This window comes from Salinimonas chungwhensis DSM 16280 (genome assembly GCF_000378185.1).
GTDB lineage: Bacteria > Pseudomonadota > Gammaproteobacteria > Enterobacterales > Alteromonadaceae > Alteromonas > Alteromonas chungwhensis.
The window spans coordinates 248602-261240 of sequence record NZ_KB899378.1 but is presented as its reverse complement, the minus strand read 5'-3'; the positions used below and the strand labels follow the sequence as shown (position 1 = coordinate 261240).

Below are 12639 nucleotides of genomic sequence, written 5' to 3'. Positions count from 1 at the left end.
GGCATACGGGTCGCAGATACCATTTAAAACCGACAGAGATGTTCAAATATTCGACGGTAAAGGCAAATCTGTGCTGGTATATTCCTCAACAGGCGATAAACTCAAACCAGTCACTTAATTAAAACGACAATGAATACAGGTGTATAGGATGAAGTTAACTACAGTGAGTAAAAAGTTCGCGCCCTTATGCGTTGCGCTTGGTGTCTCGCTTGCCTTAAGCGGTTGCGGCGAGAAATCCATGGAAGAACATCTTGAGGCTGCCCGCGGTTATTCGCAACAGCAGGATACTGAAGCGGCTATTATTGAATATAAAAATGCTATCCGAGCGAATCCTGAGGCCGCGGCGCCGCGCTTTGAGTTGGGTCGCATCTATTTAATCACTGAACAGCTGGAAGCTGCAGAAAAAGAACTGAACCGCGCCCTGGAATTAGGCTATTCAGCCTCCGAAGTGGTGCCGTTATTGTCGCGCGCGTATCAGAAAACCGGCGCGGAAAACGCACTGGTAGAGATGGATTATCAGCTTGAAGGCATGAGTCAGAGCGACAGTGCTGAGGTGGCATTTTATAAGCTGGAGGCATTGGTTCAACTAGACAAAAAAGACGATGCCAGAGCACTAATTGATGAAATTGGCGGCTTGCAGACAGACTCGGTGTATCAGTCTCTTAGTCTGGCTTACACCGATATCATAAACGAAGATTACGCTGCTGCGTTGAAAAAAACCGAAGCAGCCGCGGAAAAAGCCCCCGATAACAATGAGGTGCTGATTCAGCTAGGCAAGCTTTATGCGATGACAGGACAAACTGAAAAAGCCACAGAGGTTTACAAAAAGTATGTCGATGCTAACCCCAATGACCTGAGCAAAAAATTCGCTCTGGTTAGTTTGCTCATTGAATCCCGGCAAATAGAAGAGGCCACCCCATATGTCAGCAGTATGCTCAAGCAATATCCCAACAATGGGCTTTTAAACCAGTATCAGGGCCTTATTGAGTCAGCTAAGGAGAACTATGAAGCTGCGCTGATTCATCTGGAAAAAGCCATCCAGTCGGGTCAGGCCGGTCCAGCAGCAAGGCTTATGGCAGGCTATGCAGCATACAAGCTGGAAGATTTCGACGGCGCCAGTAAGCATTTGTCCATGATTGCTTCTAATCTGCCGGACAATCACCCGGCACTGAGAATGCTGGCGGACAGTTTATTGCGCCAGGGGGAAAACGAAGAAGCTACCACGATACTGTCCCGGGTTGACGGCGAAAGCGAAACGGATGCTGCGTTATTTTCAAAGGCGGGTTTCCAGTTGTTACGGGAAGGTAACATGGTCGATGCGCAAAAGATGATCGACAAAAGCAGTAAGCTGAGTAGTGAAGCTGAAGATCTTGCTCGCCTTGGTGTTTTACAGCTATCGGTTAACGATGTGGAAGGTCTGGTCAACTTAGAAACGGCGGCTGAACAGGCGCCGGATAATGTTGCAACACGCAAAACCTTATTGACGGCTTATGTGAACACCGGGCAAAGTGAAAAGGCCCGCGAACTGGCCAACGAATGGATGCAGGGCACCCCCGAAGCCCCTGAACCCTATATCTACCTGGCTGAGCTGGCGCTGAAAGAAAAAAATATTGAAGAAGCCGTAGCCATGATGAAAAAGGCGCAATCGCGTGCGCCGGAAAGTCGCCAGGTTGCGCTGGCTCAGGGCAAACTGAGCCTTATTCAGGAGAATTATCCGCAGGCAGAAAAAACGGCCAACCAACTGCTGAAACAGGATCCCACTGATGTAAAGGCGTTAAGTCTGTTGTATACCGCGGTAAAAAGCCAAGACGGGGATACTCAGGCGGTACAGTCTCAGATGGAAAAAACCCTGGCAGAGAATAAAAACAATGAAGGCTTACGACTGGCCCTTGCCCGTTTGCATTTTGCCGGTAATGACTTCGATGCCGCGCTGGATACCCTGGCGCCGTTCAAAGCCGATAAAAATGCACCTGACGCATTCTGGCAGCTGGAAGGTCAGGCGTTAATACGCACCGGGGCAATAAAAAAAGCTCAGGAGCATTATCAAAAATGGGTAGATCTTTACCCAACCAATAAAGCGGCTGTTCTGGGGAAACTGTTACTGGATGACGCTCAGGGTAATAATGACAAAGCATTAGCCACCATTGACAATTTTCTGGAAAAACGTCCCGATACCCAGATCAAAGTGCTGAAAGCCTATTTCCTGGCGCTGCAGAAAAACGCAGATGCTGCCCGTCAGGTGCTGGATGGATTGCCCGATAATGTTCTGAAAGTTCCGTTTGTTCGTGGAATTTCGGCTCGCATTAATTTGTTGGAAGGCAATGAAGAAGCGGCTATTGAGGATGCTAAGGTGGCATATGAAGATACGCCGAATCCGAAAAACACCCTGCTACTGGTCGCCAGCTATGAAAGCGCGGGCAAAAAAGCGCAAACGTATGATTTTCTGGCATCCCACTATCAGCAACACCCCCAGGATATTCGGGCTGCCATGCTCTACGCCGAGCGTTTAATCAGTAAAGATCGTGAACAGGCCAAAACAGTGTACAGCAAGGTACTGGAAACCCTGCCGGATAATTTTGTGGTACTCAATAATCTGGCGTATCTGCATATGGAAGATGAAGAGTTTGAAAAAGCGTTACCACTGGCCCGGCGTGCGGTTGAATTACAACCCCGTAGCGCCGATGCAGTGGACACCCTTGCGCAGATAATGCTCAAAACAGACCGCATTGAACCTGCGCTTAAATTATATGACCAGGTAGATACCGATCAGATCCGTAGTGACACGGTTTATCTTAACTATGTGGATGTGCTGATAAAAAATAATAAGAAGCAGTTGGCCGAACGGCGCCTCAACGCCAGAGAATTCAGTGGTGAGGCCCAGTCAAGGGCGCAAGCACTGAAAGCTGAACTCTGATTACTTAGCACATTATATAATTCAGGGCGCCCTTCAACCGGCGCCTTTTTTATTGAAGATAACGCTGAACAGGCGTGATTCTCAGCGAATCCCCTTTATCTGTGGTACTCGCTAGCCCCTGGATGGTGAGAAACACAATTTGATACGGCACTTATTTACAGCAGTATAATAATCGCCATAGTCTTAAATCGACGGATCATACTGAGTTTTAAGTATTGTCATGGCTTTCGCTGACCGTTCTGGCCTCAAGCAAATCTTCCACGTACCACATCTTTACAATCACCATCAGCGTTACCACAAGGGGGGCAGCTAGCAAAATTCCCATCATACCGACCATGCCGGCCAGTATCACCTGAGCGAACAATGTCAGCGCAGGTGGCAGATCCGCTATCTCAGCTTGCAATACAGGGGTAATGACATAGCTTTCAACCGCTTGTATGGCAACGTATAAAATCGTTACATAAAGCAACGCGTCTAAGCCTGTAATCATACTAACCATCGCGGCTGGTATAAACGCGATGATAGGGCCTAAATTGGGAATAAATGACAGGAATGCCGCAATAATCCCTAATATTAACGCAAGTTCAATCCCTAATGCCCACAACCCAACTGTGGTCAAAATACCCACTACTATCATGGAGGTTATTTTTGCAATCAGCCAGCCGGAAAGCGCTACGCCACATGCATCCAGAACATCACGGGCCCGCTGACGGTGAGAGGGCGGTATAAGAGTAACCGCGCCGTCTATGTATTGTTTTGGATTAACGATAAGAAACAGCCCCAGAACCAGCGCGAAAATCATACTTCCGAACCCGTTTATGGTGGTCGAGAAGAAACTGGAGACGGCGTTTAGCACGGTGCTCATTTTGGGATCGTAATTGTTTAAACTTTCAATACCGTCATCCAGTTCATCTGACCACTGCAAATGAGAGAGCTGTTCTTGCATATGGCTTACTGCCTGCGGCAGGCGTTCTCTCAGCTCAGTGGCCTGGGCCGAAATCTGTGGAGCGGTATAAACAAAAAACAAGCCGAATAACAATAAAGGGCCGATGATGGTAACGGGTAACCAGATTTTACGAGAAATATTTGTCTTGGCTGTCAGCCAGCTGGCAGAGCGCCGAAAAAGCACAGCCAGAAGAATAGCGCCGAACAGCGTAAGAAAAATTTTACCGCTGAATACAACCCACCATGCCAGCAGAAAAATCACCGCGGCGGTGCCGGCCTGAATAAATGTTCGCTTAGCCAGTCGCTTACTGTCCATTTGATTCCTTGTTGAAGCAATAAATAGTAGGGGATGTTTGCTATGCAAACATTTATCGCAAAAAAATTCCGGTAACAGGGGGGATGAAACTAGCCCCCTTCTATGACGGCTTGCATATTAATCGCTCCCGCCAGGCATAGCGCAAAAATGTGTTTGTCCATAATCTACTATAACTGTGCTAATAATACGTGGCACGCGACCGAGAGTTCATGTGTCACGACGGCTCATTTTTTGGCGAAGTAGTGACAGGCCATCTAAGAGAACAAAAAGCGCTGTGGCAGGCCCCGACAGGGCAATAAGACTGCCTCCGCGACGACCTGAAGGCAGGTTGAACGAGTTCACTGAGATTACCTGAAACCGTAAGCTACCCCAAACACCGTTTTAGGAACCGGTAAAGGTGAATAAGCTGTTGCCAAAAACGCGATGACAGACGCTTATAACCTCATTAACACTAAGGAAAGGGCGAGGGCTATAGTGACCAGTAGCAATAGTCGTTAAATCGCTATTATTTTTTCATCCGCGCCATAGCCTGAGTCAGTGCGCCCAGCGACATAGGCAACGCCATTAATTTTGATGTGCGCAAACAAGATAATAGGCATTGCAGGCTGTTTTATAGCAGTGAGCTTTAAATGCATTGCCCGTACCGCTATTCGTGGCCAGCTGGCAGTAAAAAAATAATGTTGCGCCATGAACCTCGACCATGCCTGCTTCGTCTTTCTATACAAGGGCTTCACAAAGGGGGTAATGATTCATGTGTTTATCGACACGTTTGGCTCAATACGCTTCAAAGCGAGTGAAAAAAACGACTTTTGAAAGGCGTCGCGGATGGCGTAATTCAACAATAACCGCGCTAGTGGTGTGGCCGGTTCGCCAATGAAAAAACTCAGTGAAGATCCTAATGAGGAAGCTATCAGCTTTCTGGTTTTCCAGGCCAAAGGCGGTGATAAAGACGCCATTATACGACTTTATAATATATTTTACTTACCTATGAAACGCTACGCCCTGCTTAAAACCAAAAATGTGATGATTGCAGAAGACGTAGTTCAAAATGTATGGGTTAAAATTGAGAAACGCCTGAGGCGGTTAAATAACAATTATCTGTTCAAAAGCTGGCTGTTTCGGGCTTTACATTGGGAGATTATCGATTGCGCTAAGCGCATTCATGAAAAACGCATCGAGCATAAGGATATTGCAGATGAGCAAGCTGCAGCCCGAAACCTGGAGGTCAGCAGTATTGTTTCACTGGTAACAAGTTTGCCGGAAAACGAAATGGAAGTAACTGTACTCCACTATATAAACGGCCTGTCCGTGGCAGAAACAGCGCTGACTATTTGCCTGCCAGAGGGAACCGTCAAGTCAAGGCTATCCAGAGCACGCACGCTGATGCGAGAGGCCTTATCCACTAATTCCATCAATCACGAAGGGGAATGATATGTCTAAAGACAATGACCTGCGTAGCAAGCTGGCTCAGGAAACGGCACACCTTGATAGTTTGATTAAGGGTGACGAGAGCTTTGCCGATTATCTGAAAACCGGCTTTTCGTCACCGTCGAAAAGACCGATGATGCTGGGTTATATACTGGCTTTTTTGTTTACCGCTGCATTATTGTTTTGCGGTTATCAGTTTTTTCTCGTTCATACCAGGGATCCTGTTTTCTGGGGGGTATGTCTTATTCTCAGTTTTCAGGCACAAACCACCATCAAGCTATGGATTTACATTCAAACGAACAAACAATACCAGTCGGAAGAGCTACGTCGGTTTTTAGCAGCCATCGGTAAATTTTAACCAGGCTCGCAACCCGGTTGCGCAGCTTTATGTAACAGGCGAGACAAAACCTGGCGGTTTCAGAGCAAGAACATTGCAGCTGATATCAAGCAGAACATCTTCAGCGGTGTTCCCAATCAGCAATCCGGGGATCCCGGTGCGAGCCACCGTGCCCATAACCAGAAGATCACAGCCCGATTGCTGTACCTGACGAGGAATTTGCTCTTCCGCTCGTCCCTGGATCAGCGATGTGAACACTCTTTTAAATACAGGAGGAGATATGTAAGACGCTTGCAGGTAGTGAAGCAACATATTGAGCTCTCCCTGTTTAAAACGCTTTTCGTCAGCTTCCAGGGACGCCATCGCGGTTTCCGGATCATCAGCAAACAGGCCCACAAAGCCCGCCTGAGGGGATGCGTACACATTGAGCAGAGTATAATGTGTGGTTGATGAGTCGAATAGCGCAATACTGAGCTCCAGCATACGTTTATTAAGAGGATCGTAAGCTAGTTCCGGATCGTCCCGGTCAAAATCTACTGCGATAAGAATATTTTCAGGCGGGGGTAAAGCGGGTTCCCGAAGCAATAAAACCGGTACAGGACATTTTCTGAGAAGATGCATATCGCTGCTGCCTAACATGCGACGTAACCAGCTCTCTTTAGTTGCTTCTTTTATTACCAGACTAATCTTTCGGTTTTTACAGTGACGAATTATCTCGATAAAAGGCTTTCCAAATACAACATCGACGCTAAGCTTGTCAGCCGGAATATTACACTGCGTATCGAGAGCATCAATATGATGCTGAAGGTGCGAACGGGCAGTACTGATTGCTGACTGCTCTGTCTTTGGAATATCCAGCGATGCGTAATGTTCAGCTATTTCAGGCAAGACACAAAGAATGTTCAATTCAGCTTCTTTGTTAATTGCTAAGCGAATAGTATCACTGATAAGCGAACCCGTTATATTTACTGGGTCGGTCACTACCAGCATTAGTCTGATTAATGGCTGTGGCATAGTATCTGGCCTTTTCGGCTGTAACAATTACTGATCTTTAACAAGGTCACAAATGACACTGGCTGAGATAGCGTGAGGGCTGATCACTATATCAAAGCCAGCTTCGTTAAGTCTTTTCACATCTCTTTCTGAATGCGCTATAGCAATGGTTTTACCGGTGTAACTGAGCCGCCTGAGGGTTTGTAAAAGTGCATGTCGACCATCATCAAAGGTCAGTCCGGTGTGATGCCAGGGAAAGGTACAGATAACCCATTCCGTTTTTTCAAAAGGAAGCTCACTGACCAATTCTCCATCGGTAACATCACCGTAAATTGCAGGTAATGACTGACCCACGAGTTGCTGAACTTCCGCCGGATTGACATCAATTCCCAGCACCGGGGTCCCTTTTTGTTGCCATGTGGCTAATAAGGATCGGCCGAGCCGGCCTAACCCGAAAATCATAATCTCTGGCTTAATGGTCGCCGTTGTATGGTCGATGGTTTGGTTTTCTGACACCGAGGTTCTTTCAAAAACCGTCAGATATTTTTCAAAAAAACCATACAGAGTGTGGGAGTAGGTGATCATGTAAGTGGATAACGCGATGGTGATAATACCCACCAACGTTACCAGCCCCATGACATCTTGCTGAACATGGCCGATTGTCACCCCCATGGCGATAAAGATAAGGGAAAACTCGCTGATCTGCGCCACTGTCAGCCCCGCCAGGAAGCCTGTGCGCTTGCGATACCCCATGGCGCCCATAATAGCCAGTACGATCAGCGGGTTACCGATTAATACAAACGCGGAGAACAATAAAGACGCTGCCAGGTGTGCGCCCAAATCTGATAAATGCAGCTGTGCGCCCAGGCCAATAAAAAAGAACAGCAGGAGAAAGTCTCTTAAGGGAGCAAGGCGGGTGGAAATGGCTTCCCGATACGGCGTTGAGGCCAAGGCCACCCCCGCAAGTAAACCTCCTACCTCCATACCAAGCCCGATGTACTTCCCTACCGAGGCCATCATGGTAGCCATCGCCACAGAAAAAATAAGGAGTAACTCGGGGACGTGGGCCAGCATCCTGCTCAATGGATTGGCCACAAAGCGAATGAATAAACCGATAAAAGCCAGCAACCCTACAATGGAGAGCAATGCCTGCTCCGGAGCAAGGCTGCCTTTGGCAGTAACATCAGCATTACCTACGGCGAAACTGGCCAGTACAATCATAGCCAGAACGACTACTAAATCCTGAACAATAAGAAAGCCCAGTGCAATTTTCCCGTGAAGTGTATCGATTTCATGTTTATCGGAGAGCAGCTTGACGATGATAATAGTAGATGAAAATGTCAGTGCTACACCAATGTACAGACTTGCGATTACGTCGAAACCCAGCGCCAGCCCCAGTAGAAAACCAATAAGAGATGTAAAAAAAACCTGACCCAGACCGGTTGCCAGAGAAACCGCACCGATGGATTTAATCAGTTTAAGATCTAGTTTTATGCCAACAAGAAAAAGCAGCAAGGCGATGCCAAGCTCAGAAAGAAGGTTAATTTTTTCCTGGGAATGCACCAGATCCAATGCGGTTGGGCCGGTGGCAATCCCCAACGCAACAAAACTAACTACGAGGGGCTGACGTAAAAGAATACCAACCAGCCCCAGCGTAGCAGCAAGTGCAAGCAGTATCGTAATTTCAAAAAAGCTGGACTGGGCAATAAGCTCTTTCATGATCACCTTTATGCGCGAACTGCACACTCGATAATAAGAAGTATTATCGTTTTGAGTAAAACTGCAAGGTGCACTGATTAAATTAAGGGGCGGCGGTTTTCACAACGTGAAGAAATATGTTAATGGTGCAGTGCATAAAGCCCGCAAGTAATCAGGAGATCAGAGTTCGCTATGGCACAAAAAAATATTGATAATCCGCTTACGGTTCATATGGGCAATGAAGAACTTGTCCTGCGACGCCGCTACGAAGTGGCGAGTATTTTTAATGATTTTCTGGTTGCTGTGTGGTTTTTGGCAGGCAGTGTATTATTTTTATTTCCCGATTACGAAAAAGCCGCCATATGGCTGTTTATTATTGGTAGCTTTCAATTTCTTATCAGGCCGACAATTCGCCTGGCCAGTCACCTGCATATTAAAAAACTGCCAGCAAGTCATTGGGAAAACTGATTGCGGGTCTTAGGAGGACGTAATCAGTTTTCCTTTACTCAGGCCGAAATTACCGCTGTATGCAAACCATTATTCTTGCCGGCTATTTTTACCGCCAGGTTGTTGTTTGTCTATTGCAGCTTTAAGCGCGTTAAGTTCGTCCATGACATCGCGCAGGGTAGGCTCCGGGTTTTCTTTTTGTTCTTCAATCCGGGCTTTTGCGTTTTCCTGTTCCATGACATTGACCACGATCCCGATAACCATATTAAGAAAGGCAAACGCGGTGAAAAAGATGAAGGTGATATAGTAGAACCAGCTGAACGGATACACGTCCATGGTTTCATACATAACATCCGTCCAGTCTTCAAAGGTCATGACACGAAATAGGGTCAGCAGTGAAATGGCAATATCGCCCCACAGGTCGGGATTTACATTTTCAAATAAGGTGCTGCCGATAGCGGCATAGATATAGAATATGATAAACATCAGCAACATTACGTAGGCAAGCTGCGGGAGCGCTTTGACCAGCGAGACCAGTAAGATTCGCAGCTCAGGGATAATTGAAATCATCCGTAATACGCGAAATACCCTGACCAGTCGCCCTATAATGGCCAGGTCAGTACTTTCTGCTGGAATAAGAGATACCACTACGATGAGCGTATCGAACCAGTTCCAGAAATTTTTGAAGAAATCCCGCTTACGGCGTTCACCAAGAAATCGAATAGTAATTTCTGTAAGAAAGAAGATGCTGATAAACCAATCAAGGATTAAAGTCAGCGAGGCAACCCCACGTGGCATATCATACGTCTTTGCGCCGACTAACAAAGCCGACACAATAATGACGCAAATCACAAAGGTTTCAAAAATTTTATTTGCCCGAATGGCTTCAAATTTACGTTGTAATTGAGCGGCTTGCATGTAACTTACTTCTCAGTAGATGATTTGGTGGCTAGGTGCGTTATTGCAAAAAGTGTTTAAGTGCTACACTATTATCATTATACCTGTCCGTATGGAAACGAGAATATCAATGGAACCTGATCTTGAAACGTTGCGACGCAAACTAAACCAGTTTACTCAGGAGCTTGAGCACTTCACCCCTGAGCCAAAAACGGTTGGTGAACTTAAAGTAAAAATTAAGTCCTTGTCCGGCTTGCTTGAAATGGTCAATCGAAAGGTGGCCTCTTAGCACTGCTCATGCATCATCGGACGCACCGACTAAAAAAAGTATTAAAAAAGGGGCCTCAGGCCCCTTTTTTAATTCCATTATGGGTTAATTACCTGATGTCGCCGCCTGTGGCGGTTGTAAACCCTTGTTGATCATCTTTACATCTTCACTGGTTAACGTGCCAGCGGCTTGTTTCAATGACACAACCGCCTGGATAAAGTCATACCTGGCACCGGCAAGATTACTACGGGCATTAAACAGGTTTCTGGTGCTATCCAGAACATCCACGATGGTTCGGGTGCCAACATCAAAGCCCGCCTCTGTGGCTTTCAATGCACTTTGTGCCGACACTACCGCCTGTTCCAGCGCACGTATAGTGGATATGGCTGCCATAATATCGTTGTAGGAACTGCGCACCGACTGCACCGTCTGGCGGTAGGTCTGCTCAACATCCTGACTGGCTGCAATGTACAGGTGTTTTGCCTGTTCTGTCTGGCTGCTGACGCGTAACCCCTGGAAAATCGGAATATTCAGGTTTACACCTACTCTGTAATCATCCAGATAGGGGGTTTCGAAGTCGATGCGATCGCCAGAGATATCATTCTTGGTACGGTTTGCTGAGGCCGTCAGTCCCAGTGTGGGGTAATGCCCCGCACGGGCCTGGCTTATATCTTCTTTGGCGATATCTACTGCAAGTCGGTCCACCAGCAGCAACAGATTTTTGTCTTCAGCAATTTCCAGCCATTTTTCCGGATCAGCAGGGCTGGGCATGGTGGCAGAAAACGAATCGGTATCTAACGGGTAGAGACGATCGTGATATTCACCGGTTATTACCCGTAATGCTTCAAGCGCAAGCTCGACCTGGTTCTCTGCCTGAATTTCCTGCGCTACCGTATTATCATAGTTGGCCTGTGCTTCATGAACATCGGTAATGGCCGTCAGGCCAACTTCAAAGCGTTGTTTGGTTTGTTCAAGCTGACGCTTGATAGCACGCTTTTCTGCGCCGACAAACTCCAGGTTATCCTTTGCCCTTAACACATCAAAATACGCGTTCACGGTACGCACAATCAGTTCCTGCATAGCCGCAGCAAGTTGCGCATCACTTTGCTCAGCGGATTTCTCCGCCCGGTCAAGCCCGACCCAGTTGGCATGATCGTACAGCGACATAGACAAGTCCAACCCGTACTGTAGAGTTTCAGTATCGGTGTCCAGCGTGATCAGCGTAACGTTTTCCTGATCACCGGCAAACTGAGTGTTCTCCCGCGTTGCCTGCGAATAATTCACAGCGCCTGAAATCTGCGGCAACAGGTTCGCCCGGCTGATGGGAATTGCTTCAAAAGCAGCATTCCGCTGAGCCTGTGCTCTGTTAACGACCGGATCGTTACTCAGCGCCTGCTGATAAACCTGAAATAAGTCGTCTGCCAGTGCAGAGGTGGTCACACCGAGGCTAATGACTAGCGACAGAAGTGTACGTTTCATTAATTCGCCTTCCTGTATTAATTTTGCGTCTTTCAGACTGCTCTAGGTTGTCAAGTGTATGAAAATCAAATGCAATCCGGTAGTCCAATGTCGTTACGAAGCGTATTTAACTGTAACAGAATGTGATACACAGTAATGCTTATCCCCGAAGATAAAAACCACCAGTGGGTAAATAAGCACGCCTGCACCTTGATAGCTTGGGTATATCAATGCAAAAAACCACATCTGGCACTATCTTATCTTTTTTACATGCGAAGGTGAATGTAAATGAACAATAAAATACACAGGTTTACCTCAGACGATGTTAAAGTTTCAGGTACCAGGCCTTTATACGAAGGCTTTTTTAAAACCACACAGTATGAGTTTACCCACAAATTATTTAATGGTGGCTGGAGTGGTCCTGTTAAACGCGAAGTATTTGAGCGCGGCCACGCCGTAGCAGTATTGCCTTACGATCCGCACACGAATGAGTTTGTGCTCATCGAACAATTCAGGATTGGCGCGCTGGCCACCAGCGATAAGCCCTGGCTGATTGAAATCGTAGCCGGTATTATTGACGAGGGTGAAACCTCTGAAACGGTCTGCCACAGAGAGGCTAAAGAGGAAGCAGGAATTGAATTTGACCAATTAACTAAGGCCCTGTCGTATTTATCCAGTCCAGGCGGGACCACTGAACGCATTGATATATTTGTCGCCCAAACTGATGCGACCACCGCGCACGGTGTTCATGGCCTGGATAGCGAATCAGAAGATATTTGCGTGCACAGGGTTCACGAAAGTCAGGCGCTTGAATGGCTCAAAAATGGCCATATTGACAATGCAGCAACGATTATTGCGCTACAATGGTTTTTTATGAACAAACAGGAATTACTGAAAAGTTGGCAAACACCGTGAATATATCAAATCGGCTCACCCGC

General features: G+C 46.9%; 12 protein-coding genes. 6 read left to right on the top strand and 6 right to left on the bottom strand.

What is annotated here, in order from left to right; all coding sequences use genetic code 11:
* The first annotated feature begins 148 nt into the window (after nt 1–148).
* Entirely contained in the window at nt 149–2914 is a 2766-nt protein-coding gene (prsT, locus tag F458_RS0108045; RefSeq protein ID WP_018982893.1) for an XrtA/PEP-CTERM system TPR-repeat protein PrsT, read from the top strand.
* A gap of 208 nt (nt 2915–3122) precedes the next feature.
* Here the strand turns inward: prsT and F458_RS19270 are convergent, their stop codons facing one another.
* Both F458_RS19270 and F458_RS0108035 read right to left on the bottom strand, forming a co-directional pair.
* Nucleotides 3123–4175, bottom strand: coding sequence for an AI-2E family transporter (locus F458_RS19270; RefSeq protein ID WP_018982892.1), 1053 nt, complete (start codon nt 4173–4175; stop codon nt 3123–3125).
* 494 nt (nt 4176–4669) lie between these two features.
* Entirely contained in the window at nt 4670–4864 is a 195-nt protein-coding gene (locus F458_RS0108035) for a hypothetical protein (RefSeq protein ID WP_018982891.1), read from the bottom strand.
* Nucleotides 4865–5048: 184 nt separating this feature from the next.
* Here F458_RS0108035 and F458_RS20095 point away from each other — a divergent pair, with 184 nt between their 5' ends.
* Nucleotides 5049–5606 carry an RNA polymerase sigma factor gene (locus tag F458_RS20095; RefSeq protein ID WP_018982889.1) on the top strand — a complete coding sequence of 186 codons (558 nt, stop codon included), beginning with the start codon at nt 5049–5051 and terminating at the stop codon, nt 5604–5606.
* Between the two features lies 1 nt (nt 5607).
* Nucleotides 5608–5961: a DUF6768 family protein gene (locus F458_RS20090; protein ID WP_018982888.1), complete on the top strand. Its 354-nt coding sequence runs from the start codon at nt 5608–5610 to the stop codon at nt 5959–5961.
* Between the two features lie 27 nt (nt 5962–5988).
* Here F458_RS20090 and F458_RS0108015 read toward each other — a convergent pair whose 3' ends face one another.
* A complete protein-coding gene (locus tag F458_RS0108015; RefSeq protein ID WP_018982887.1) occupies nt 5989–6954 on the bottom strand; it encodes a universal stress protein in 966 nt (321 codons plus the stop codon).
* Between the two features lie 27 nt (nt 6955–6981).
* On the bottom strand, nt 6982–8652 hold the full coding sequence (locus F458_RS0108010; protein ID WP_018982886.1) for a cation:proton antiporter: 1671 nt from the start codon (nt 8650–8652) through the stop codon (nt 6982–6984).
* Nucleotides 8653–8823: 171 nt separating this feature from the next.
* Between F458_RS0108010 and F458_RS0108005 the strand changes: the two genes are divergently transcribed.
* Nucleotides 8824–9099: a YrhK family protein gene (locus F458_RS0108005; protein WP_018982885.1), complete on the top strand. Its 276-nt coding sequence runs from the start codon at nt 8824–8826 to the stop codon at nt 9097–9099.
* Nucleotides 9100–9168: 69 nt separating this feature from the next.
* Here F458_RS0108005 and F458_RS0108000 read toward each other — a convergent pair whose 3' ends face one another.
* Nucleotides 9169–9996 (bottom strand): ion transporter, encoded by an 828-nt coding sequence (locus F458_RS0108000; RefSeq protein WP_018982884.1) that lies wholly within the window; start codon nt 9994–9996, stop codon nt 9169–9171.
* Between the two features lie 109 nt (nt 9997–10105).
* On the opposite strand from F458_RS0108000, the gene F458_RS20665 reads away from it, so the two are divergent.
* Nucleotides 10106–10264 carry a hypothetical protein gene (locus tag F458_RS20665; protein ID WP_018982883.1) on the top strand — a complete coding sequence of 53 codons (159 nt, stop codon included), beginning with the start codon at nt 10106–10108 and terminating at the stop codon, nt 10262–10264.
* 84 nt (nt 10265–10348) lie between these two features.
* Here F458_RS20665 and tolC read toward each other — a convergent pair whose 3' ends face one another.
* A complete protein-coding gene (gene tolC, locus F458_RS0107990; RefSeq protein WP_018982882.1) occupies nt 10349–11722 on the bottom strand; it encodes an outer membrane channel protein TolC in 1374 nt (457 codons plus the stop codon).
* A 267-nt stretch (nt 11723–11989) separates the two neighbouring features.
* Between tolC and nudF the strand changes: the two genes are divergently transcribed.
* Nucleotides 11990–12616 (top strand): ADP-ribose diphosphatase, encoded by a 627-nt coding sequence (gene nudF, locus F458_RS0107985; protein ID WP_018982881.1) that lies wholly within the window; start codon nt 11990–11992, stop codon nt 12614–12616.
* The last annotated feature ends 23 nt before the right edge of the window (nt 12617–12639 follow it).